Consider the following 23,354-nt stretch of genomic DNA (forward strand, 5'->3'; position numbering starts at 1 on the left):
GGCAGTTTCCTGAGCGGGAAGCTGCCACTTTATTACACTTGAAGAAAGTATTCATACTTTCTTCAGTATAAGGGCAACTAAGGCAAAACCTTCGCCAAAGGCTCGGTTTTGCCTAGTATTCTTTATCAGTAACGGAAAGGATGATAGATGTGCTGACAGCGAAAGCAGAACTTTTCATAAAAAACCTGATTGCTGGAGAATGGACTACAACAGCTAGCGGGAAGACGTTCCAGAGTACGAATCCAGCAAATAAGGAAGAAGTAGTGGGGGAATTCCAGGCATCTAATGAGGAAGATGTGAAAAAAGCCATTGAGGTCGCAGATAAATCGTTTCCAAGCTGGGCGAGCACCCCGCCTTCCAAAAAAGCAGCGATTTTAAATAAAGCGGCCGACCTACTTGAAGATCGAGTCGAAAAACTTGCAGATGAACTGACGCGAGAAGAAGGAAAACCGATCGGGGCATCGCGTAAAGAAGTACTCCGTTCTGCCCAAACGTTACGTTACTATGCGGTTGAGGGGCAGAGTTTCACAGGTGAAACGTTCCCACAGGATGATCCGAACATGAAAGTATCGACTGAATTGGAACCACTTGGTGTCATAACCGTGATTACGCCCTGGAATTTTCCAATCTCAATTCCTGCCCGAAAAATTGCACCAGCCTTGATTACAGGGAATACAGTGGTGTTCAAGCCATCTTCAGAAACGCCATTGATCGCTTATCGTCTTGTCGAAGCGCTCCACGAGGCCGGACTTCCGGAGGGTGTCCTTAATTTTGTAACAGGTCATTCAAAGGATATCGGTGACAGTCTAGTCAATCATCCTGCGGTCAAAGCAGTTACATTCACAGGATCGACGGGCGCTGGTGAACACATCCACCGTAATGTTTCGCTCGAGACCCGTACACAAATGGAATTGGGCGGAAAAAATCCGATCATCGTCATGGATGATGCAGATGTTGAATTGGCAGCCCAGTTGACGGTAAACGGTGGATATTCTTTGACCGGACAAGCCTGTACCGGAACGAGCCGTGTCATCGTGATGAAGGAAGTGAAAGACAAATATTTGGACGCGTTAGTTGAAAAAACCAAAGCACTGAAAATCGGTAACGGGTTTGAACAAGGCGTCACGATCTGTCCGTTAGCAAGCGAAAAGCAACTGAACAATGTCCTGAAATATATCGATATCGGAAAAGAAGAGGGTGCTACGCTCGTATATGGTGGTGATCATCTTACTGAAGGTGATCTCGGAAAAGGATTTTACGTACAGCCGACAATTTTCTCTGATGTAACGCCTGACATGACGATCGCGCAAGAAGAAATCTTCGGTCCGGTCATTTCCGTCATCGAAGTTGAAAACTACGAGGAAGCCATCTCGGTCGCAAATGGTGTGAAATATGGATTATCAGCATCCATCGTGACGAACAACCTGAAAACAGCCCAACAATTCACGAAAGAAATCAAAGCAGGAACTGTAAAAGTGAACCGTACCACAACTGGGAATTTGATCAACGCGCCATTCGGTGGTTTGAAGAAATCAAGTACGTCCACATTCCGCGAATCAGGAAGAGCGGGACTCGAATTTTTCACACAAATCAAAACCGTGTATGTCGGATATTAATTGACCCGTTCGATGGGATGAGGAGGATGAACAGACAATGAAGACAACATTGAAACTAGAGTTGGAAGAAGCAAAACTGATCATAGAAGAAGCGAAACGGAAATCGGAAGAGATTGATGTTCTGGAGACAATTGCTGTAGTCGATGACGGTGGGAATTTGATTGCGCTCGAACGGATGAACGGGGCGCGAATTACAGGGCCGGAAATCTCGATTGCGAAAGCATTCACAGCTGCAGGACATAAGCGGTCGACGCATCTTTTCAACAAAGAGCCGAACGGACCTGTGCTTCCAGGAAACGAAGCATTCGGAATCCAGCATATGTTGCCTGGTAAATTCGCGGTGTTCGTCGGTGGTTTTCCGATCGTCGTTGATGGAGAAGTAATCGGCGGAATCGGCGTAAGCGGCGGGAACGGTGAGCAGGACACAGCTGTTGGAACTGCTGCACTAAAAGCATTGCAAGAGCATCTGCAGCCTGCAGGGCATGAAGTCGTGACGGATGCTGATATCAAAAAATGACCAGGGTTGACGCAGAAAGAAGGAGATTCAATTGAGATCATTCTTGGACCTTACGATCGGATTCGCAAGGACCGGGGTGACTGGTTATGGAGGCGGACCGTCGACGATTCCATTGATCGAATATGAAGCTGTGAAAAAATACAAATGGATGACAGAAGATGAATTCGGGCAGACTTTGGCTCTTGCGAATACATTGCCTGGCCCGATCGCTACGAAAATGGCGGCTTATATCGGATACAAGGTGAAAGGCAACTTAGGGGCGGCGGTCGCGATCCTCGCACATATTTTACCGTCGTTGATCGGAATGGTCGGTATGCTCGGTATTTTGTACAAATATCGGAACTCACCATTCGTCAGCGGGATGGTCGCTGGGGTTACACCGATCATCGGTATCCTGTTGCTGGAAATGGCGTATAAATTTGCGGATAAAGCCCGGAAAGGTCTCGGGTTCCCGATCATGCTCGCCTTATCAGGGGTCTCACTTGTCGTCCTCCAATTGTTGAATGTCCATCCCGGTGTGATGATCGGGGCATGTTTAGCGGGGGCTTTCATTGTGGCGACATATAGGAACAGAGTTATGAAGCGTGATCCAGATGATGTTCATGTCGAGCGAAAGGAAGAAAGCGTATGATCTACTGGGATATCTTCTGGGCATTATTCATTGCCAATTTGTTCGGCTATGGTGGCGGTCCATCAACGATACCTCTTGTTCAAAACGAGGTGGTCAATCGTTATGAATGGATGACTCTGCGTGAATTCGGGGACCTTTTAGCGATTGCGAATGTGCTTCCAGGGCCGATTGCGACCAAGATGGGGGGCTTTATCGGCTATCAAATCGCCGGTGTGCCAGGGATGTTGATCGCCCTTGCAGCTACGATTCTCCCTTCAGCTATAGCCGTCATCATCCTGTTCAAATTCGTGAACCTTTTTAAAGACTCGCCTCATGTGAAAATGCTGACCGTATCTGTACAGCCTGTCATCGCGATTTTACTTGGCGTCTTGGCTTTCCAGTTTTTTATTACCGCGTTTGAAACGAGCGGCGTTCTGCATCTCGTGATCTTGACTGCAATTGGTTGGCTGACGATGTACAAATTCAAGGTCCACCCAGCACTCGTGATTTTATGTGCGTTAGGTTACGGCGGCGTATTTTTAGCATGAAGAGAATTGATTGTTTTGAGATGACTCATGACCAGAAGATTCATATCTGGTACTTGTGGGTCATCTTTTTACATTTAAAGAAAGTTTATATACTTTCTTCAATATAAGCGCAACTGAAGCTCAGCCTCGCCAAAGGTTTGGTTTTGCCAAGTTTTCTTCATACTTGATATGAAGTGTGGTATTTACTGTTTGGCATACCATTTCTAGAATGTCCGCAAAGAAATCAGCATTTAATTGAATGAAAAATGAAATTGTGGTTAAGATTCTGCTAAAATAGTAAAAAAGGGAAGTATCAGTCGCAGTGAAATATTACTATAGAACATATCTGAAACGTGGATGTTTTATAGAGGAAAGCAAGTAGGTGACTTATAATGAAATGGGCAGAAGATGAACTGTTATCCATTCGTGAACGCGCATACAGATATCTGAAAGACTTGATTTTAGAAGGCGAATTCCAGCCTGGAGACCGTCTGATCGAGAGGGAACTGGCTACCAAATTGAACATTAGCCGGACCCCGATTCGTGAAGCGCTATTTCGCCTTGAATCGCAAGGTTTTGTCAAAACGGTGCCTCGAAAAGGGGTCATTGTTACCAACGTTTCTGAAGAAGAAGTCATTGAAGTATTTACGATCCTGTCCTCGCTTGAGGTGCTAGCAGCCAAACTCGCAGCACAAAAGATGGATGAGGAAACCCAAAAAGTGTTTGATGAAAAAATTAGAGAATTAGAAGAGTTGGACCAGAACGGCTCTGAGGATTTCGATAATGAACATATCAATATGAACCTTCTTCTGTACAAAGCTTCTAAGAGTCCGAAGTTGTACGAAATCCTTTCAGGGTTGACGGATTATATTCAAATGTCGGCAAACATGGGGTACGAAACTCCAGGGCGACGGAAGGAATCCCTAAGGGAACATATCCAGATCATGAGAGCGCTTCGGGATAAAGAAGTCGAAATGGCTGAATACCATACGAAGATCCATATCGAAAATTCGAAAAAAGCGTATATCAATTTCCTCGAACAACAAAAAGAAAAACGGAAGTCGAGTCGATAGGCACATGCATGAAAGCGCGGGTTTGATACCGGGCTTTTTTTGTTGATTTATCCGATAAACGTTGAAACGAAAATCTAACGGACATCAGAGCCCTTATTTACATGATTTACTTGAAAAAGCGTTCACTTTTGGTGAAATAACGTCTCTCGTGTCCGTTAGATTTACAAACGACCTCTTTTTACTATGAATAAGGTCTCCTGTGTCCGTTAGAGTAATAAACCCTATCAAAGATTCGTACTTGTGCTAAGATGTAGCGTATGGAGGGGCTTAGTCTGGTTTTAACCACGGTTCTTGTTCCTTAATAAAGGTGGTTCCATCAGATAGCTCTGCCTTCTTTCCTATCTTTTCATCACGTTTCAACAAAGTGTTGATTAATTTGTGCGATTTCTGGAAATTCAGTACTTCTTTATAACCAAATACTGTCATTCAATGTCGGAATTTGATAAATCCACTGAGAAGGAAGTCCTTTCAAGAGCATTGAATTCATAACTTGCAACATGAAAACAAAACTTGAAAGGATGAAGTACATGAAAAGGGGATTATTATTAGTTTTAGGGGTTTTACTTGCTTTTTCATCATTCAGTTTCAGCGCATTTGCATCATCGCAAGAAACATCCAGCTCGAAGCAGGCATTTCTAGTTGTTTTTAAATCTGAAAACAGCTTGCCTGCCAATTACAAGTCAATCATTGAGAAGGCCGGGGGAGAAGTTACATATGAAGTAGCCAAGATTGGAACTGTCGAGGCTACCACGTCTAACCCTACTACGTTCATTAAATCATTAGGGAAAAACACAAATGTTGCGAGCCTTGCTCCTTCATTAGAAGTATCTCTGAATTTACCTGAAGTTGAAGTAAGAACATCTGACATTGAGCAAAGTGGATTAGAACCAGTACCAGTGGGAGAAAGCATCTGGGAAGCTGGCTGGCAATGGGATATCGAGCGAGTAACAAATAAAGGTGCGAGCCATGCCGTTTCAAGTGGCAGTAAAGATGTGGTCGTCGGTGTTATCGACACAGGTTTTGATTTCGACCACCCTGACCTAAAGAATAATATCGTTCCTGATTCAAAAACATTCGTTCCTGGAACTACAGATGCATGGGATTTCAACAGCCATGGGACTCACGTTGCCGGGACAATCGGTGCAAATGGTCGTATCAAAGGGATTGCACCTGAAGTCGGACTCCGAGCCTACCGCGTATTCGGTGCTACTGGTGGTGCACAGCAATCTTGGATTACAGATGCCATTATTTCTGCAGCTGATGATGGTGTAGATGTGATCAACATGAGTTTAGGCGGCACAAGAGTAGTCGGGCAATGGTATTACACTGACCCAGCTACAGGTGAGAAGATCCGTTTAGGTAATGACGCAGCTGATATGGTCGCTTACAACCGTGCAATTCGTTATGCGACCAATAAAAATGTGACCGTTGTCGCTTCAGCTGGGAACGACGGTCAGGATTTAAGCAATCCGGCAAAGCTGGCTGATTGGTATAATGCTGTTTTAGATTCGAATCCGGCGACAGCTGCTTATGATGTACAAGGTGCTGGATTCAAGGTTCCTGCTCAAATCCCTGGTGTCATCACTGTTTCAGCTCTAGGAGGGGGATTTGGTACAGATGATCGTCTTGCATTCTACTCGAACTATGGAAACGGAAATATCAATCTATCTGCACCAGGTGGCGATTTAGGCCCTGATTATAATGGAACACGCGTACCTGGGGATTACCAATGGTTAGTATTGAGTGCTGTTCCGACTTATTTAAATTCTCCGACGGGAGTCGCGCAATTCGGTGAGCAAGGCTACGGATGGAAGGGTGGTACGTCAATGGCTTCACCACAAGTAGCTGGTGTAGCCGCTGCATATATCTCCAAAGTATATGAAGCAACAGGAAAGAAACCATCACCAAGCCAGGTACAAACTAAATTACAACAAACTGCAGATGATGCAGGTAAAAAAGGTTTTGATCCAATCTTCGGTCATGGTGTAGTAAATGCGTATAATGCGGTAAAATAAAAAGTCCATTATGGGTTCTTAAAAAACGACGTGCCAGCTGGAAACAGTGTTGGTACGCCGTTTTTTTATTGCATTGGGTCCGTTTGGTATACAATAACACTCAAATATTGATAAAAAATTACGAGAAACCATGATAAAAAGTGAAATATTTCGAAAATTCAGTTGTCAGAATATTTTCAATATGGTATATTGTATACCAAGAGAACAAGAAGATTACAGGGAGGACTGAACGATGCCGAATATTAATTATCTGACTAGCGGTAAAGTGATCGAAGTTCCGGAAAATTCGAATATTCTTAGGATGTCTTTAAGATATGATGGTGATCTCCCCAATAAATGTGGCGGCGGAATTTGTGGGACATGCGTATGCAAGATAGAAGAAGGCGCTGAATTCCTTGATAAGGTGAAAGTCCAAGAACGCCGGAAGTTAGGTGATGAATGGCTGGACAAAGGCTATCGTCTTGGTTGCCAGTCGTTTGTGACAGATGGCGATGTAACGGTTTCGTGGGATGAAGAAACCACAAAAGCAGTCAAGAAAAGAAAACCCGATAAAATCAAAAAAGAAAAAGTTTCGGTTGGAAAATAAACAAGGAAAAGTACTCAGCTAAAAATGGCTTACGTTTCTTAAAACAAACAAGGTAACGAGGTGGAAGATATGTGGGTCTGTAAACATCATTTCAAAAAAGCGATTACCCTATTGGATGTTCCTCATATTCGTAAAGCACCAGCCGGAACCAAATGTCTGCTATGTGATCGAAACGCAAGCCTGAAATTGTACTACACCCATACAACGTGTAAATTCAAGCTCAGGAAACAGTTTGGGGAGCAAGATGAAGAGCGTCTGATGACTGGGACCTCTTGACACGAATAAGTGACAGAAAGGGAAGCTGAAAATGAATTGTGAAAAAGTGGACGAACAGCTTCGATCTCTCGGGTTGGAGTTGCCTGATGCACCGAAACCTTCCGGACATTATCTCGGGTCCGTAAGAAGCGGCCAGTTTCTATTCATCAGCGGGGTTACTTGTAAATGGAACGGAGAGCTTCCTTACAAAGGTCAGGTAGGAGCGGATCTATCCGTAGAAGAGGGATATGAAGCAGCAAAAATCACCACCTTGAACCATCTCGCCATCATTAAACAAGTAGTCGGATGCTTCAAACTTGTCGATCGAATCGTGAAAGTTACTGGCTACGTGAACTGTGAACAAGGTTTTGCAGAAGTACCAGGAGTGATCAACGGCTCATCTGAACTCCTGATGCAAGTATTCGGGGAAAACGGAAAGCACGCCAGGTGCGCAGTCGGCGTATGCTCACTCCCAGGAAACGCAGCAGTAGAAACCGACTTGCTGGTAGCGTTGAAATAAATACGGTGCCAGGCACCATTTTGAAACCCTTGCTACGCTTGGGTTTCTTTTTGGTGCCAGGCACTATTTGAGATCCGTTGGGGCACAAGGGGTAAATTGTCGTGCCTGGTACAATGTTATTTGTTAAACCCTCGTTATAATATTTTGACAAATATAGGGTAGATTGCTAATTTTAAAACATTACATAGCGATAGGTTAAGAAAGGGTGAAATTATGAGAGAAATAGATGCAACTATTAAAGAATATGTAAGTTATCATCCTGAATTGACAAAAAAAGAAGACTTCACTAGCTTTTGGGAAAATGCGCTATCCGAATCTAAAACGATTCCATTAAAACCACATGTAGAAGAAATCCTCTATCCAATAAAGCAAGTCCAGGTAGAGCGTGTCACCTATCAAGGAGCATATGGAACTCCTATAAAAGCTCATTATATTAAACCAGTTGATACCAAGGAAAAATTAAAATGTATAATTTTTTACCATGGTTATGGAGGTAACAAAGGACCAATATCTCAATATATGACCTGGCTTATCCAGGGATATGCGATATTTGCAGTCGATTGCCGCGGAATGGGAGAAACAGGTGATGATAGCACGTACTCATACGGTAATATGGGAAGCTGGGCTACTCAAGGCTTGTTGGTGAAAGAAGAATACTATTACTATAAAGTTTGGCTGGATTGTAAACGTGCAGTTGATTTCATCATGGCTCAAGATGAAATCGACCCAAACGCTGTATGTCTAATGGGTTCAAGTTTGGGAGGGGGAATAGCTATGGCGGTGGCAGCATTGGATTCGCGGCCGGCTCTTGTTGTTGCAGATGTTCCCAATATGTGTGATATTGAACTGACGATACAACAAAAGATGGAAGGATCGTTTGTTGAAATAGAAAAATTCCTGAAACTTCATCCAGAACATACAGAAAAAATCCTCAACAACCTAAGCTACTTCGATATTCTTAATCATGCCTCGAACATTAAGAGTAAAATAAGAGTTTCAGTTGCACTTAAAGATCTCATTTGTCCCCCGAAACCGATTTTTGGTGTATATAATCACATAACATCTGAAAAAAGCTTGGAAGTATATCCTTACTCAGGACACGATGCACCCGGAACCCCTTCTCATATTGAAAAGACAATCTCTTTTGTGAATACAAATCTATAAACGTATTTAAAAGGCGGAAATATGGTATCAGTAAAATGGGGCTGTCCCAGAGGTGTGTGATTCTCTCCAAACTTAACAACATTTTGAGAAAAATCGTTTTGGTCAAATGTTGTGTTGGAGGCGTCGGACACTTTTTTGGTGATAGTCCTGTTTTTGCATTTAAAGAAAGTATAAATGATTTCTTCAATATAGCAACTAAGGCTCAGTCTGCGCTAAGGCTTGACTTTGCTAAGTTTTCTTTATTTAGGATACAAAAAACCTAAAAAATTCTGAAATTTCTCTTGAAAAGCGCTTTCATTTGTTTTATACTTCTCACTAAATCGATTTACTAAACCGATTTAGTATAAATGACTTTTAGGGAATGAAGAGAATTATGCCAATCAATAAAGTTACGATAGGCGATGTCGCCAAACGAGCGGGTGTTTCTAAAAGTACTGTCTCCCAATATCTGAATGAACGTTTTGATTACATGGGTGAGGAAACACGTTCGCGAATAAAAGAAGCGATATCAGAACTGAATTATCAACCGAATGTGGTCGCGAGGAGTTTGAAGAAGAAGAATACCTCCACAATCGGTGTCATTGTGGCAAACATCTTACACAATTTTTCGACACAAGTGATCCGCGCCATTGAGGATGTCTGCAGTGATGAAGGGTTTTCAACAATCGTGTGCAATGCAGATGATGATCCGCAGAAGGAAAAAAAGTACATTGAAACCCTCCTTGCAAAGCAAGTGGATGGCTTAATCGTATTCCCGACAAGCGGAAATTTGGAGATTTATCAACGTCTCATCGATGCAAATTTCCCGATTGTATTTATGGACCGCCTTGTCGATGGTTTAACGATAGATACAGTTTTGCTGGACAATGAAAAAGCTTCACGATTAGCCATTGATCATCTTGTGGAAAGTGGATATGAGCGTATTGCAATCATAACGTCATCATTGATAGAGAACGTGACACCTCGAATAGAGAGGATAAAAGGGTACCGTAAAGCTCTCGAAGTTCACAGCCTCCCTGTTCGAGAAGAATATATCCGTGGAATGGAAATCCACGAATTGCAACAGGGGCTTGACGAACTTTTTTCACTAGAGGGACCTCCACAGGCCATTATCACTGGTAACGACCTGACCTTGATGGAGTTTTTGAAATTTGTCACAGAAAATGAGCTTCAGATTGGAAGAGACGTCGGTTTGGTGACGATCGATGAAGTATCGTTTGCACCCATTCATTCCCCACCTTTAACTACGGTTTCGCAACCAACCTTTGAAATGGGGACGAAAGCAGCAAATCTATTATTAAACCAAGTGAAGAAACAGGAAGAGTCGAAACCGGATGTATATCGTTTCAGCCCTGAATTGATCGTCAGGGACTCAGTCAGGAAAGGAGGTTCTTCAGATGAATGATGTGATTACAATCGGAGATGCCATGATAACGATGGATCCTTCTACGACAGGCCCGCTTCGATTTGTTGATACTTATAAAAGGAAAGTCGGAGGCGCAGAGCTGAATGTCGCGATCGGTTGTGCAAGGCTAGGTTTGAAGACAGGCTGGATCAGTCGATTGGGGAAAGATGAATTCGGCAGATACATTTACAATTTTACAAGGGGCGAAGGGATTGATGTGTCGGAAGTCGATTTGATGGAAGGGTATCCGACTTCGTTGAACTTTAAGGAAATTCTCGAAGATGGATCAGGAAAAACTTTCTATTACCGCCAGCAGTCGCCGACACTTACTTTGAAACCGGAATCATTAGATGAATCTTATTTTAAGGAAGCGAAACTGCTTCATATAACGGGGGTTTTCCCTGCTGTACACGAACAGAACAGGGCGATTATCGATCGTGCTGTGGAACTGGCAAAGAAACATGACCTGAAAATCTCGATGGACCCGAACATCAGACTGAAGCTTTGGAGTAAAGAGGAAGCACGCAAAACATTGCTTCAATGGTTACCGGATGTTGATTATCTTTTGACAGGCATAGATGAAGCAGAAATCCTCTTTGGTACTGATCAAATTCCAGAAATGATCGAACATGTCAAACAATATAGCCTTTCACATTTGTTCTTGAAGCTAGGTGAAAAAGGATCGGCTGTTTGGACACAAAACGGTCTTATAGAAGAACCATCTCAATTCGTTCCGAAAGTAGTAGATACGGTAGGGGCAGGGGATGGATTTGACGCAGGTGTGCTCTATGGTCTCCTGAATGACTGGGAACTGCCGAAGATCCTGAAGTTTGCAAACATCATCGGTTCGATGGTCGTCAGTGTGAAGGGGGATAATGAGGGCTTGCCATATTTGGAAGATGTCCTGATGAAATTAGAAGGGGAGAAACTCATTGAAAGATGATGGTCCGATCCTTATACAGGTACTACGAAAGAAGATTCAGAGATTGGAAGATTTGCAGCAAAAAGTGATCCTTACAACTGCAACAGCGGAAAAGCAACCATCCAACCGATGAGAAATCAATTTGAATGAGGGGAGGGGTCTTATGCCTGAAGTCATTGTACAAAAAGGAGAATTGAAGGACCTTGTTGTTCAAAAACTGACCGCAGCTGATGTGATTGAAGAACATGCAAGGGTAGTAGCAGATGTCCTGGTTCATGCCGATTTAAGAGGGGTCCACTCTCATGGTGTCTTGCGCACTGAACATTATGTGAAAAGATTGAACGAAGGCGGGATGAATCCTGGGCCAGAGTTTACCATTGAACAAAAAGGGATGTCAGCAGCTTTATTTGACGGTGATCACGGAATGGGCCATGTAGTCGTAAAGGAAGCGATGGACCATGCGATTAAATTGTCCAAAGAAAATGGCATTGGAATTGTCGGAATCGTGAATAGCAGTCATTGCGGCGCTTTATCGTATTTTGCCGAGCAAGCGGCAGCAGAAGAGACCATCAGCATGATCATGACACAAACAGACAGCGCCGTAGTCCCTTTCGGTGGGGCGGAACCTTATTTCGGGACGAATCCGATTGCTTATGGTTTCCCGGCTAAAGAACAAAAGCCGATTATTCTGGATATGGCAACGAGTAATGTTGCCCTGGGAAAGGTTCTCCATGCCAGGGAACAAGGAACATCGATTCCGGATAATTGGGGAGTCGATGAAAATGGGAATCCGGTCACTGACCCGAATCTCGTCAAACACTTGTTACCAGTAGGAGGTCCGAAGGGGTATGGACTTGCGTTGACAGTCGATGTCATGACAGGCATCTTGACGGGTTCAGCTTTTGGACCGGACATCACCGCCATGTACGGGGACTATGAAAAGAACCGGCATCTCGCCCATGTCATCATCACGATTGATCCAGGTCTTTTTATTGGTAAGGAACAATTCCTATCTAATATCGATCAAATGGTCAACGAACTGCATGAGGTTAAGCCTGCCGACGGATTTTCGACTGTAATGGTTCCAGGTGAGCCAGAACAATTGAAAGAAGAAGTAAGATCCAGAGAGGGAATACCGGTTTCCCAGAGTATCTACGATTACTTGAATCAAGATTAATTCCAAATAAATTTAAGTCAGGAGGATTCATAAGATGAAAAAGTGGTTTAGTTTAGTGATGGTTTCAGTCATGGTCTTTGCTTTGGCTGCATGTAGCGGAGCTAATGAGTCAGGTGGTTCAGGGGATAAGACGACTTGGAAATTAGGACATCTCGGTAATGAAGATCACGTTTGGCATAAAACAGCCGAAAAATTCGCCGAGCTGGTTGATGAAAAGACAAATGGAAAACTAGAGATCAAAATTTTTCCTAACGAACAATTAGGTGGAGAGACAGAGGTTTTGAACAGTATTGAAGCCGGGACAGTCGACATGACGATCTCAGGTGAAACGATGCAGAACTGGGCAGAAGAAGCAGCTCTTTTGGCAGTACCTTACGCATTTCAAGGGCAAGATCATATGAAAAAAGTGGTGGAAGGTGAAGTCGGTGGTGAAATTGAAAGCGCAATCAAAGAGAAAGTAGGCGTTACACCGCTTTATTATCACATGCGTGCTCCGCGTAATTTGACATCAAGCAAGCCGATCGAAACACCTGAGGATCTGAATGGGTTCAAAATGCGGGTACCGAACGTTCCATTGTTCATGGATGCGTGGAAAGAAGCAGGAGCACGTCCTCAAGTGATGGACTTCAGTGAAGTATTTACAGCTCTACAGCAAAAAGTGATCAATGGACAAGAAAATCCAGTTGACCTTATTCATAGTGCAGGTCTTTATGAAGTTCAAAAATACGTAAACAGAACTGAACATGTCTATTCTTGGATTTATGTAGTGGTAGGAAATAAACAGTTTGAAGCTTTGGATAAAGAAACACAAAAAGCAGTAAAAGAAGCGGCTGAAGAAGCACAAGCCTATGGGCAGGAATTATTTGAAAAAGAAACTGCTGAATATGAAAAGAAATTACAAGATGAAGGTATGGAATTTGTAGAAGTGGACCAGGAAGCGTTTGCTGAAGCAATGAAACCTGCCATTGAAAAGAGCTTATCTGAAGAACAGTTGAAATTATATGAAAAGATTTTAGAATCGGCTGAATGATCTTAGAAAGGTTGGCTCATCAGTTGTCTCCCCTCTATTTTTTATGAATGGTCAGAGAGTAGACATTGTGAGCCAGCCATATTCAATAATTAGAAAAGGAGAGAGCTGTATGATAGCCGTTAAGATTATGAGTCGCATCCTGAAACTATTGACTATACTTTCATTTTCTGCCCTGATAGTGGTTGTTTTGATGCAAGTGATCGGGAGGTATACCCCTGCATCTTTCGTATGGACAGAAGAGCTCTCTCGTTTTCTATTTATTTATTCCATTGCCTTTGCAGCACCAATAGCAATGGAAAAACGAGAATATGTGAGGGTTGATTTACTAGTAAGCATTTTACCGGAAAAATTCAGAAGGTATTATGACGCCTTGATCTACCTGGTGCTAGGAATCTTTTCAGCATCACTGATCAATTATGCCTATCAATTTTCCTTGATCGGGCAGAACCAATCATCTGCAACATTGACGGTCAAGATGTTTTACATTTATTCAAGCATGACGGTTACATTTGCGTTTTTAGCAATGTACAGTCTATTGAACATCTATCATGTCATTACTCAGAATAACGAAGAGGGTGTAGAACAATGATGGCACTGATCCTTTTTATATCTTTTTTAGTTCTAATCTTTTTAGGAGTACCTATTGCATTCAGCCTGGGGCTCTCATCGTTGATCTATATCGTGATGGTTGATATCCCTCTCAACATCATTCCGCAAAAGATGTTTGAAGGAATCAATTCATTCGTTTTGTTATGTATTCCAGGGTTTATTCTGGCGGGTAACTTGATGAATGCCGGGGGAATCACAGAAAGGATCATCGCCTTTACTAATAATTTGATCGGACATATACGTGGAGGGCTAGGTCTCGCAAATGTCGGGTCATCGATGGGGTTTGCTGGAATTTCCGGGACAGCACTGGCCGATACCGCAAGTATTGGCTCCGTTCTTATACCAGCTATGAAAAAAGAGGGGTATGACGCTCCGTTTTCTGTGGCAGTAACATCATCCTCCTCAACAATAGGTCCGATCATCCCACCTTCGTTACCGATGATCATCGTTGGTACTCTTGCCACGGTTTCAATCGGGGATCTATTTTTGGCGGGGACCATTCCAGGGATTTTGTTAGGGATCGGACTGATGATCGTCACTTATTTCATCTCGGTCAAGCGAAAATATCCAAAAGGAGAACGTCAAAAATTACCTACGATTGTTAAATCGTTTTGGGGTGCATTCTGGGCGTTGATGATGACAGTCGTCATTCTGTTCGGTATCTTAAGTGGTTATTTCACTCCAACTGAAGCATCGATTGTAGCTGTCGTATATGCCTTGCTAGTCGGAATGTTCATCTATAGGGATTTGAAGGTTCATCAGCTCCCTAAAATTTTACTAGATTCGATGGTAAGTACCGCAGGGATCATGGTCCTTGTTGGTTTCGCCAATCTGTTTGGCTGGGTGCTTGTAAGTGAACAAATTCCTCAGCTGGTTGCCGATACGATCCTATCAATCTCTGAAAATCCGATCATTGTCATTTTACTTTTGAACCTGTTGCTTTTATTCGTAGGAACATTCATGGAGACGATCGCCGCTCTCGTCATCTTATTTCCTGTACTGTTGCCAGTTGCTGTCCAAATCGGGATGGACCCTGTCCACTTCGGTGTCATGATGGTCCTGAACTTGATGATCGGTCTTTCAACACCACCAGTCGGGGTCTGCTTATTTGTTGCATCCAGTATTGGAAAAGTATCGATCGGAAGGGCATCTGTCGCCTTACTGCCGTTTTTAGGTGTAAGTCTGGTTGTTCTATTGCTCGTAAGCTTTGTGCCTCAATTGACTATGTATTTACCAGGACTATTTGATTAGGAAAAATAGGGGGAGAGATTCATGAAAGCCATCCAGGTAGCCGAACCAGGGAATATAAGTGTAGTAGAAGTAAAAGAACCAGAATTGGCAGGTTCTAATGAAGTCAAAATCCGGATGAGAGCCATGGGGATCTGTGGTTCAGATATGCATATCCTTCATGGTGAAAATCCATTTGCATCATATCCGCGTATCATCGGGCATGAAGTAGCCGGAGAAGTAGTGGAAGTTGGGGGCTCTGTTTCGAGCATTGCGGTTGGCGATAAAGTCGTGGTCGAACCCATGACATCATGCGGAAAGTGTTATGCATGTAGGCAGGGAAGACCGAATGTATGTGAAAAAGTTGAAGTTTACGGTGTCCATCGGGAAGGCGGGGGAAGGGAAGTAATGGTCGTCCCTGAGGATCTGGTCCATAAGGTGGATGATAGATTGGATTGGTCTGAAATTGCCTTGATCGAGCCGTTTACGATAGGGGCACAGTCGGTTTACCGCGGCGATGTGAAAGAAGGCGATGTGGTCTTTATCATAGGGGCTGGTCCAATCGGCTTATGTTGCTTGAAAGTTGCGAAGGAAGCAGGAGCGAAGGTAGCGATTTCTGATTTTAATGAAGAAAGGTTATGCTTTGCTGAAAAGTGGGGGGCAGACTTCACCGTCAATCCAGGTGCCGGCGATGTGAAAGATCAGATCATGGAATGGACGGAAGGCATGGGGGCGAATGTCGTCATTGATGCGGTAGGGCTTCCACAAACAGTCGAGCAAGCGATCGAAGTGACTTCGGTAGCTGCAAGAGTGGTGTTACTTGGATTTCATGATTCACCATCACAAATTCCACAGGTGGACATTACAAAAAAAGAACTGACGATTTGCGGTTCCCGCTTGCAGACGGATCGTTTTCCAAAAGTAGTCGAACTCTTCAACACGCTGAAGTTTGATGTCAAGGACCTGGTCAGTCATGAATTCTCAATCAATGACACAGAAAAAGCATTCAAATTGATGGAATCCCCACCATCATCCGTCCGAAAAGTCATCATCAAGTTGTAGTTCGGTGCCAGGCACCAAACCGGAAGCTTTGCAGGAGAAGGGTTCTGAATCGGTGCCAGGCACCAAACCAGAAGCCTTGCAGGAGAAGGGATCCGAAACGGTGCCAGGCACCAAACCGGAAGCTTTGCAGGAGAAGGGTTCTGAATCGGTGCCAGGCACCAAACCAGAAGCCTTGCAGGAGAAGGGATTCAAATCGGTGCCAGGCACCAAACACAAACCCTTGGGCGCCAACGGTTTTGATTTGGTGCCTGGTACGCATCATTTAAGGAGGTTTCTGTTTATGAAGTATTCTATCTTGTCCAAAATAACGGATTCGAAAATTGTTGGTGTTATTCGTGGTCAAAATCCGGAGGAAGCGGTCCAATTATCCAAAGGGGCGATTGAAGGCGGAATCAAGACAATCGAGTTGACTTATACAACCCCTCAGGTTGACAATGTTTTTCGTCAACTACGTAATGAAGATGTACTAATAGGTGCGGGATCTGTTCTTGATCCGGAAACAGCCCTGAATGCAATTCAATCGGGTGCCCGATTCATTGTCAGTCCGCATTTCAACAAAGATGTAGCCACCTTGTGCAACAGACACGGTATTCCATACATGCCGGGTTGTATGACGATTCGTGAAATGGTTGAAGCGTCAGAGGCTGGATGCGACGTACTCAAACTCTTTCCAGCAAACCAATTCGATCCTTCATTCATCCGATCAGTAAATGGGCCATTGCCTCATGTAAGGCTTATGCCTACAGGCGGAATCAATCTGGAAAATATGGGCGATTGGCTTGAAGCTGGAGCGGTTGCATTAGGGATAGGAAGCGATTTGAATAAAGCATATAAACAGAGTGGATATGAAGCTGTAGTGACACTAAGTCAGCAATACGCAAACAAATGTTAAAGGCGGAGGAGGCTTGCTATGAATATCACATTTCGATGGTATGGCCAAGACAATGATACGGTCACATTGGAACAGGTCAAACAGATTCCGGGAGTTAAAGGGATCGTTTGGGCTCTTCATAAAGTTCCGGCAGGGGAAGTTTGGAAAAAAGAAGACATCCTTGCTGAAACGAAATACATTCAATCTTTTGGATTCCACACGGACGTCGTAGAAAGTGTAAACGTCCATGAGTCAATCAAACTTGGTGACAAAGACCGGGATAAGTATATTGAAAACTACAAACAGACCATCCGTAATTTGGCTGAAGCTGGTGTGAAAGTCATCTGTTATAATTTCATGCCGATCTTTGATTGGACTCGCACAGAAATGTTCCATCCATTAGAGGACGGTTCGACAGCTTTATTTTATGAAAAAGAAAAAGTGGAGCATCTGGATCCGGAGAAGCTTCTACAAACAGTTTCCGAAGCATCTGACCTCACATTACCTGGGTGGGAGCCTGAAAAGATGTCCCGTATTTCAGAACTCTTCGAAGCCTACAAGGGTGTAGATGAAGAACAACTTTGGGCTAATCTGGAGCATTTTCTCAAAGAAATCCTGCCCGTTGCTGAGGCGAATGGCATAAAAATGGCGATACATCCGGATGATCCACCCTGGTCTATTTTCGGGCTCCCCCGGATCATCACTGGAGAAGCTAGTTACGAAAGGTTATTTGAGATATCCGATTCCCCTTCAAACGGAATTACAATGTGCACCGGATCGATGGGGGCTGATCCTTCGAACGACATGGTCCAAGTGGCGAAAAAATATGCCGAGCGTGCACCTTTTTCACATATCCGGAATGTAAAAATCTTTGGAAACGGGGATTTTGTAGAAACTTCCCATTATACACAGGAAGGATCGATTAATATCCAAGGTGTCGTCGAGGAATTGAGCACCCAAAATTATGATGGCTACGTAAGACCGGATCACGGTCGTCACATTTGGGGAGAAAATTGCCGACCAGGTTACGGACTTTATGACCGCGCCTTAGGAATCATGTATTTGCTCGGATTATGGGACGCTTACGAATCAAAAGGGAAGGATGAGGAGATTGATTCCAAAACATCAGAACTTACAAGATAGAGTAGCAGTCGTCACTGGCGGAAGTGGCGTCTTGTGTTCCCGGATGGCTATTGAACTTTCGCAACATGGTGTGAAAGTAGTCATCCTTAATAGAACCGCTGAAAAAGGGCAAAAAGTGGTGGATGAAATCCGGGAATCGGGAGGTACTGCCATTTCCATCGTAGCTGATGTATTGGATCGCTCGTCCCTAGAGAATGCCAGAGAGGAAGTCATCCAGACGTTCGGCCGAGTGGATCTTTTAATCAATGGGGCAGGCGGTAACCATCCGGACGCTATCACAGCCTCTGAAAAATACGAGGATGATGAAAAAGAAAAATCGTTCTTCGATTTGGACGAGAACGGATTCAAAAGTGTCTTCGACAGTAATTTCACTGGATCATTCCTGGCAAGCCAGGTATTCGGCAAAGCCCTTTTAAAGGCTGAAGCACCCGCCATTTTGAATATTTCTTCCATGAGCGCTTATTCGCCAATGACGAAAGTTCCTGCTTACAGCGCTGCAAAAGCTTCGATCAATAATTTCACCATGTGGATGGCAGTGCATTTTGCTGAAGCGGGATTAAGAGTAAATGCGATCGCACCAGGCTTTTTCCTGACAACACAAAACAAAAATCTACTGCTGAATGAGGATGGCAGCCATACAGCAAGGTCTGAAAAAATTATCACGGGAACACCTATGAAGCGGTTCGGAAAACCTGAAGACTTGCTTGGAACCATGCTCTGGCTGGCAGACGACTCCTATTCAAGTTTTGTAACTGGTATTACAGTTCCGGTTGACGGTGGTTTCATGGCCTATTCAGGGGTTTGATTATAATGAGGTTGGCTATACGGATATAAACACGTATGGCCAGCCTTTTCTTATGCGCAGATTTACAACTCGATTTGGAAAAAGAAAATATGGAACCAAAGAGGATTTGGAGTACTTATATCTAAATTAATGGGTAGCAGTGTAGGTATTTACACATTTAATTATCTGAATATTGTGTTAAATAAGGAGGTTTTCAGATGTCCCAGATGAATCCTGGCGTGAATCCGCAACTACCTGCCCAGTCACGCGGTTCGACGGTAGGGAAGTTCGGATTTTTCAGTGCCATCGGAATCTTCATGTTTTTCATCCCGATTACGGTCAATGGGAAATCGTCCATTCCGCTCGATCATCTCGTTACCTGGTTCCAGGCTACTTTTCCTGCGCTTGTTCCGTATTATGCCCTGCTAGTCATTTTGCTTGGGGCTACCTATCCTTTTTATTCGAAAACATGGAGAAAGGACAACGTCACGCTCGTTTTCTCGTTGCTCAAAGTACTTGGTTTATTCGCATCTATTCTGATCATGTTCAATCTTGGTCCAGCCTGGATGATGGCACCGAATATGGGGCCTTTCCTATTTGAAAAGCTTGTCATTCCAGTCGGATTGCTTGTGCCGATTGGCGCAGTTTTCCTTGCACTTCTCGTCGGCTACGGATTACTCGAGTTCATCGGAGTCCTCGTCCAGCCAGTCATGCGCCCGATCTGGAAAACGCCGGGACGTTCGGCGATTGATGCGGTGGCTTCATTTGTCGGAAGCTACTCAATCGGTCTGCTCATCACGAACCGTGTTTTTAAAGAAGGAAAGTACACCATCAAGGAAGCGGCGATCATCGCGACAGGGTTTTCAACGGTTTCCGCTACGTTCATGATCGTGGTTGCAAACACACTGGGCTTGATGGAAATCTGGAACACATACTTCTGGGTGACCTTGCTTGTAACGTTTCTGGTCACGGCGATTACAGTCCGCATCTACCCGTTGAGAAGCATGAGTAATGACTATTATCAAGGCATGGAGGGTACTCCGGAACTAAAGCCGACTGGTAACCGGGTGAAAAGCGCGTGGTCCCTGGCGATGGATGCTGCTATGAGTGCACCAACATTCGGAAAAAACATCTGGGTTAATCTGAAGGATGGCTTCATCATGACGATGGCGATCCTGCCTTCTATCATGTCGGTCGGACTACTTGGGCTTATGCTTGCAGAGTTCACGCCGTTTTTCGATATTTTAGGCTATATCTTTTATCCATTCACTGCGCTCTTACAAATTCCAGAGCCGTTGCTTGCCGCTAAAGCAGCAGCCATTGAAATCGCGGAGATGTTTTTACCAGCATTACTAGTTGTGGATGCACCCCTAGTCACGCGCTTTGTCATCGGTGTTTTATCTGTATCTGCCATCATGTTCTTTTCAGCATTGATTCCGTGTATTCTGTCGACTGAAATCCCGCTAAGCATATGGAAAATGATGCTCATTTGGGTTGAACGTACAATTCTCACACTCATCATCGTGACTCCAATCGCTTATTTGGTACTCTGACAAACGATCAAAAAGGAGAGGGATCAAGTGGAGAAATTCGCTATACTTCGGACACCGCAAGAAATCTATTATGGCCGTGGCGCTCTTGATAACGTAGGATTGGAAGCAGCAGCAAAAGGGAAAAAGGCACTGATTGTCAGTGATAAAGTGATGGACGGACTCGGGTACGTCTCGAACTGCCGGGACTTTCTTAAAAAAGAAGGTGTCGAGACTGAGGTTTATCTAGGAATTGAATCTGAGCCGACAGATCGTTATGTAAGTGAGGCTTTGGATCTTTTAAAAGCTGAGCAGTGCGATCTTGTCATATCTCTTGGCGGTGGAAGCTGTATCGATACAGCGAAGGCGATAGCAGTTCTGGCAAACAACGAAGGGTACATTGGTGATTACAGACCGAACCGGGAAAAAGTAATGAACCAACCGCTGCCGCACATCGCAATTCCGACGACTGGCGGGACAGGATCTGAAGCGACGGATGTAACGATCATCACAAATACGACTGATGATATTAAAATGATGATCAAGCAACCGCCATTCATGCCAGAAGTGGCGATTGTCGATCCGTTGCTGACAGTTTCCTCGCCCCAAAATATTACTGCAGCAACGGGGGTAGATGCGCTTAGTCACGCAATCGAAGCTTATCTTTCGAAACAGGCCCACCCGATGACGGACACGTTTGCTTTATCAGCTATGAAACTGATCGTGGAAAATCTATTAACAGCTTATGATGACGGGGAAAATATCGACGCAAGGGAAGCGATGTCCCTTGGGGCACTTCAAGCTGGAATCGCGTTTACGAATGCTTCCGTCTGTCTTGTCCATGGTATGTCGAGGCCGATTGGTGCACTGTTCCATGTGCCGCATGGCTATTCCAATGCGATGCTCTTACCGGCAGTTTTAGAATACAGTAAGGAAGCATGTGTTGACCGATTGGCGGATTTAGGCCGGATTTTCGAACCTGATCTATTCATGCCTAATGTCGAGCTGGCTAAAATTGCGGTTGAATCGGTGAAAGAACTTTGCTGGAAGCTGAATATCCCGAACCTCCAGGGGTGGGGAATCGATCAGACAGCTTTCAATCAAGCAATCGGAAAAATGGCAACAGATGCGCTAAACAGCGGAAGCCCTGCCAACAACCCGAGAGTCCCGACACAAGAGGAACTCGAAGAACTCTATCAAACCAGTTTCGATTACCAGTTTAAAAGTAGAGCAAAGGTAAATTAGATTGGAAGCACTCTCGTTATAATGGGGGTGCTTCTATATATTACTGTTAGTCTTGTGATTAATTAAAAGAAAGATAGACTGGGATAAAACAGCCATCTTACATAACGAAAAAAATTGATGAAATATTGCGAAAATTAGAAAATTAGAGTTATACGGCAGTAAAAGAAGAAAATGGATAGTATTTTCAAATAAACACGAAATACAAGGTTTTACAAATAGAGTATATCTCACCTACACTAGGTTAATAAGTTAACTTAACAAACTAAATGTTGATTGTAAGGAGTTAAAGGAATGCAAAAGGGGAATGCGGCTTACATCAAAAATATGAATACAAAAATTGTATTAGATTGCATCATCGAGCATGAACCGATCTCAAGAGCGGAGATATCAAAAAGGGTAAAAATCAGTAAACCGACTGTGTCACAACTTGTCAATCAATTACTTATGGATGGCTTTGTTTATGAGGTTGGGATGGGGAATTCTTCAACCACAGGTGGGCGTAAACCGGTGCAGCTTTGTTTTAACGAACGCAATTCTTATATCATCGGAATTGACATCGGAGGTTCGAAAGTGGCTTCAGGTGTAACAGACTTGAAGGGGAAAGTCCATGCTTATCGCGATTTTCAAACCCAGGAATATTTACATAAAGATTTATTTAAGCGCTTACAAGAAGATGTGCACTCCATGCTTAATGAACTTAAGTTGACTACTAGTGACCTTCTTGGACTTGGAGTCGGGGTAGCTGGGGTTACAGACGTGGACAAGGGGATTGTCGTGGAAGCACCTGCTTTAAAATGGAGCCATTTTCCGATTAAAGAAAAGCTGCAAGCATTCTATGATTTACCCATATTCGTAGACAACGATGTAAATATCACTGTATTAGGTGAACATTGGATTGGAGCAGGTGAGGATAAATCAAACATCATTTATATATCAATCGGGACTGGAATCGGAAGCGGAATCATTCTTAATGGCAATCTGTACCGTGGAAGTAACTATAGTGCAGGAGAAATCGGTTATCAAGTAACTGACAGGAAAATGGCACGAAATTTCAATCCTGTTCTTAAAGGTTTCGGATTTCTTGAGAGCATGGCAGGAGGGATTTCGATAGGAGAACAACTCTCGAGACGAATCAATAAAAAAGTCACTGCTAAAGAGGCTTTTGAAATGGCAGATATGGGAGATGACGATGCAAAAGAAGTCATTGACTTTGCTATTGAAAACCTGGGTATCGGTATTTCAAATTACATCTCCTTATTAGACCCTGAAATTATCATATTAGGAGGTGGTATAAGCGGATCTTATGAAAGCTTCAAAGGACAGCTGCAAGAGATCCTTGAAAAATTCACCCCTGGTAAGTGTGCAGTGATACCTACCCGCTTAGGTAAAGAAGCCGGGGTGATTGGAGCAAGTGCATTATTCCTTAAAGAATATGATTCTATTTTTAAAATTTGACAGGGAGGTTTT

Annotated in this window: 24 protein-coding genes; all 24 read left to right on the plus strand. The window is 43.7% G+C overall.

Annotated features, from left to right (window positions below; all coding sequences use genetic code 11):
• Positions 1 to 140 precede the first annotated feature (140 nt).
• The 24 genes from N8M93_RS10495 (at position 141) to N8M93_RS10610 (ending at position 23,342) form a co-directional block, all read left to right on the plus strand.
• Entirely contained in the window at positions 141 to 1,616 is a 1,476-nt protein-coding gene (locus tag N8M93_RS10495; protein ID WP_261131645.1) for an aldehyde dehydrogenase family protein, read from the plus strand.
• A gap of 37 nt (positions 1,617 to 1,653) precedes the next feature.
• On the plus strand, positions 1,654 to 2,133 hold the full coding sequence (locus N8M93_RS10500) for a heme-binding protein (RefSeq protein WP_261131647.1): 480 nt from the start codon (positions 1,654 to 1,656) through the stop codon (positions 2,131 to 2,133).
• 31 nt (positions 2,134 to 2,164) lie between these two features.
• The gene (locus N8M93_RS10505; protein ID WP_261131648.1) at positions 2,165 to 2,764 is read left to right on the plus strand and encodes a chromate transporter; all 600 of its coding nucleotides are present in this window, start codon (positions 2,165 to 2,167) and stop codon (positions 2,762 to 2,764) included.
• Entirely contained in the window at positions 2,761 to 3,291 is a 531-nt protein-coding gene (locus N8M93_RS10510) for a chromate transporter (RefSeq protein ID WP_261131650.1), read from the plus strand. Before N8M93_RS10505 ends, N8M93_RS10510 begins: the two co-directional genes overlap by 4 nt.
• 371 nt (positions 3,292 to 3,662) lie before the next feature.
• Positions 3,663 to 4,343 (plus strand): GntR family transcriptional regulator, encoded by a 681-nt coding sequence (locus N8M93_RS10515; protein WP_261131652.1) that lies wholly within the window; start codon positions 3,663 to 3,665, stop codon positions 4,341 to 4,343.
• Positions 4,344 to 4,870: 527 nt separating this feature from the next.
• The gene (locus N8M93_RS10520) at positions 4,871 to 6,358 is read left to right on the plus strand and encodes a S8 family serine peptidase (protein WP_261131654.1); all 1,488 of its coding nucleotides are present in this window, start codon (positions 4,871 to 4,873) and stop codon (positions 6,356 to 6,358) included.
• Positions 6,359 to 6,590: 232 nt separating this feature from the next.
• A complete protein-coding gene (locus N8M93_RS10525) occupies positions 6,591 to 6,944 on the plus strand; it encodes a (2Fe-2S)-binding protein (protein WP_261131656.1) in 354 nt (117 codons plus the stop codon).
• Positions 6,945 to 7,013: 69 nt separating this feature from the next.
• Positions 7,014 to 7,220 carry a hypothetical protein gene (locus N8M93_RS10530; protein ID WP_261131657.1) on the plus strand — a complete coding sequence of 69 codons (207 nt, stop codon included), beginning with the start codon at positions 7,014 to 7,016 and terminating at the stop codon, positions 7,218 to 7,220.
• 31 nt (positions 7,221 to 7,251) lie between these two features.
• A complete protein-coding gene (locus tag N8M93_RS10535; RefSeq protein ID WP_261131658.1) occupies positions 7,252 to 7,719 on the plus strand; it encodes a RidA family protein in 468 nt (155 codons plus the stop codon).
• A gap of 213 nt (positions 7,720 to 7,932) precedes the next feature.
• Positions 7,933 to 8,883 (plus strand): acetylxylan esterase, encoded by a 951-nt coding sequence (locus N8M93_RS10540; protein WP_261131660.1) that lies wholly within the window; start codon positions 7,933 to 7,935, stop codon positions 8,881 to 8,883.
• 379 nt (positions 8,884 to 9,262) lie between these two features.
• A complete protein-coding gene (locus N8M93_RS10545) occupies positions 9,263 to 10,288 on the plus strand; it encodes a LacI family DNA-binding transcriptional regulator (protein ID WP_261131990.1) in 1,026 nt (341 codons plus the stop codon).
• Positions 10,281 to 11,231, plus strand: coding sequence for a sugar kinase (locus N8M93_RS10550; protein ID WP_261131662.1), 951 nt, complete (start codon positions 10,281 to 10,283; stop codon positions 11,229 to 11,231). The genes N8M93_RS10545 and N8M93_RS10550 overlap by 8 nt, the downstream gene beginning before the upstream one ends.
• A complete protein-coding gene (locus tag N8M93_RS10555; RefSeq protein WP_261131664.1) occupies positions 11,221 to 11,343 on the plus strand; it encodes a hypothetical protein in 123 nt (40 codons plus the stop codon). The genes N8M93_RS10550 and N8M93_RS10555 overlap by 11 nt, the downstream gene beginning before the upstream one ends.
• Positions 11,344 to 11,373: 30 nt before the next feature.
• Positions 11,374 to 12,387 (plus strand): ureidoglycolate dehydrogenase, encoded by a 1,014-nt coding sequence (gene allD / locus N8M93_RS10560; RefSeq protein WP_261131665.1) that lies wholly within the window; start codon positions 11,374 to 11,376, stop codon positions 12,385 to 12,387.
• Positions 12,388 to 12,421: 34 nt separating this feature from the next.
• Positions 12,422 to 13,417, plus strand: coding sequence for a TRAP transporter substrate-binding protein (locus N8M93_RS10565; protein ID WP_261131668.1), 996 nt, complete (start codon positions 12,422 to 12,424; stop codon positions 13,415 to 13,417).
• 109 nt (positions 13,418 to 13,526) lie between these two features.
• Positions 13,527 to 14,006 carry a TRAP transporter small permease gene (locus N8M93_RS10570; RefSeq protein WP_261131670.1) on the plus strand — a complete coding sequence of 160 codons (480 nt, stop codon included), beginning with the start codon at positions 13,527 to 13,529 and terminating at the stop codon, positions 14,004 to 14,006.
• Positions 14,003 to 15,277, plus strand: a complete 1,275-nt coding sequence (locus tag N8M93_RS10575; RefSeq protein WP_261131672.1) for a TRAP transporter large permease — start codon at positions 14,003 to 14,005, stop codon at positions 15,275 to 15,277. The genes N8M93_RS10570 and N8M93_RS10575 overlap by 4 nt, the downstream gene beginning before the upstream one ends.
• A 21-nt stretch (positions 15,278 to 15,298) precedes the next feature.
• On the plus strand, positions 15,299 to 16,315 hold the full coding sequence (locus tag N8M93_RS10580) for a zinc-binding alcohol dehydrogenase family protein (protein WP_261131674.1): 1,017 nt from the start codon (positions 15,299 to 15,301) through the stop codon (positions 16,313 to 16,315).
• A 280-nt stretch (positions 16,316 to 16,595) separates the two neighbouring features.
• Positions 16,596 to 17,207: a bifunctional 2-keto-4-hydroxyglutarate aldolase/2-keto-3-deoxy-6-phosphogluconate aldolase gene (locus tag N8M93_RS10585; RefSeq protein WP_261131676.1), complete on the plus strand. Its 612-nt coding sequence runs from the start codon at positions 16,596 to 16,598 to the stop codon at positions 17,205 to 17,207.
• A gap of 18 nt (positions 17,208 to 17,225) precedes the next feature.
• Complete coding sequence (gene uxuA / locus N8M93_RS10590) at positions 17,226 to 18,329, plus strand: mannonate dehydratase (RefSeq protein WP_261131677.1); 1,104 nt, start codon at positions 17,226 to 17,228, stop codon at positions 18,327 to 18,329.
• Complete coding sequence (locus N8M93_RS10595) at positions 18,298 to 19,134, plus strand: SDR family oxidoreductase (protein WP_261131678.1); 837 nt, start codon at positions 18,298 to 18,300, stop codon at positions 19,132 to 19,134. Before uxuA ends, N8M93_RS10595 begins: the two co-directional genes overlap by 32 nt.
• A gap of 206 nt (positions 19,135 to 19,340) precedes the next feature.
• Positions 19,341 to 20,666, plus strand: coding sequence for a YjiH family protein (locus N8M93_RS10600; RefSeq protein ID WP_261131991.1), 1,326 nt, complete (start codon positions 19,341 to 19,343; stop codon positions 20,664 to 20,666).
• Between the two features lie 27 nt (positions 20,667 to 20,693).
• Entirely contained in the window at positions 20,694 to 21,887 is a 1,194-nt protein-coding gene (locus N8M93_RS10605; protein ID WP_261131680.1) for an iron-containing alcohol dehydrogenase, read from the plus strand.
• Positions 21,888 to 22,178: 291 nt separating this feature from the next.
• Positions 22,179 to 23,342, plus strand: a complete 1,164-nt coding sequence (locus N8M93_RS10610; protein ID WP_261131681.1) for an ROK family transcriptional regulator — start codon at positions 22,179 to 22,181, stop codon at positions 23,340 to 23,342.
• Positions 23,343 to 23,354: the final 12 nt, after the last annotated feature.

It is taken from the genome of Bacillus sp. Marseille-Q3570 (genome assembly GCF_946151055.1).
Taxonomy (GTDB): Bacteria; Bacillota; Bacilli; order Bacillales; family Fictibacillaceae; genus Pseudalkalibacillus.

Bases quoted from the DNA above. Each gene is read 5' to 3' on its own strand.
- N8M93_RS10495 (WP_261131645.1), top strand. From the start codon at position 141: ATGATAGATGTGCTGACAGCGAAAGCAGAACTTTTCATAAAAAACCTG.
- N8M93_RS10500 (WP_261131647.1), top strand. From the start codon at position 1,654: ATGAAGACAACATTGAAACTAGAGTTGGAAGAAGCAAAACTGATCATA.
- N8M93_RS10510 (WP_261131650.1), top strand. From the start codon at position 2,761: ATGATCTACTGGGATATCTTCTGGGCATTATTCATTGCCAATTTGTTC.
- N8M93_RS10515 (WP_261131652.1), top strand. From the start codon at position 3,663: ATGAAATGGGCAGAAGATGAACTGTTATCCATTCGTGAACGCGCATAC.
- N8M93_RS10520 (WP_261131654.1), top strand. From the start codon at position 4,871: ATGAAAAGGGGATTATTATTAGTTTTAGGGGTTTTACTTGCTTTTTCA.
- N8M93_RS10525 (WP_261131656.1), top strand. From the start codon at position 6,591: ATGCCGAATATTAATTATCTGACTAGCGGTAAAGTGATCGAAGTTCCG.
- N8M93_RS10530 (WP_261131657.1), top strand. From the start codon at position 7,014: ATGTGGGTCTGTAAACATCATTTCAAAAAAGCGATTACCCTATTGGAT.
- N8M93_RS10535 (WP_261131658.1), top strand. From the start codon at position 7,252: ATGAATTGTGAAAAAGTGGACGAACAGCTTCGATCTCTCGGGTTGGAG.
- N8M93_RS10540 (WP_261131660.1), top strand. From the start codon at position 7,933: ATGAGAGAAATAGATGCAACTATTAAAGAATATGTAAGTTATCATCCT.
- N8M93_RS10550 (WP_261131662.1), top strand. From the start codon at position 10,281: ATGAATGATGTGATTACAATCGGAGATGCCATGATAACGATGGATCCT.
- allD (WP_261131665.1), top strand. From the start codon at position 11,374: ATGCCTGAAGTCATTGTACAAAAAGGAGAATTGAAGGACCTTGTTGTT.
- N8M93_RS10565 (WP_261131668.1), top strand. From the start codon at position 12,422: ATGAAAAAGTGGTTTAGTTTAGTGATGGTTTCAGTCATGGTCTTTGCT.
- N8M93_RS10570 (WP_261131670.1), top strand. From the start codon at position 13,527: ATGATAGCCGTTAAGATTATGAGTCGCATCCTGAAACTATTGACTATA.
- N8M93_RS10575 (WP_261131672.1), top strand. From the start codon at position 14,003: ATGATGGCACTGATCCTTTTTATATCTTTTTTAGTTCTAATCTTTTTA.
- N8M93_RS10580 (WP_261131674.1), top strand. From the start codon at position 15,299: ATGAAAGCCATCCAGGTAGCCGAACCAGGGAATATAAGTGTAGTAGAA.
- N8M93_RS10585 (WP_261131676.1), top strand. From the start codon at position 16,596: ATGAAGTATTCTATCTTGTCCAAAATAACGGATTCGAAAATTGTTGGT.
- uxuA (WP_261131677.1), top strand. From the start codon at position 17,226: ATGAATATCACATTTCGATGGTATGGCCAAGACAATGATACGGTCACA.
- N8M93_RS10600 (WP_261131991.1), top strand. From the start codon at position 19,341: ATGAATCCTGGCGTGAATCCGCAACTACCTGCCCAGTCACGCGGTTCG.
- N8M93_RS10610 (WP_261131681.1), top strand. From the start codon at position 22,179: ATGCAAAAGGGGAATGCGGCTTACATCAAAAATATGAATACAAAAATT.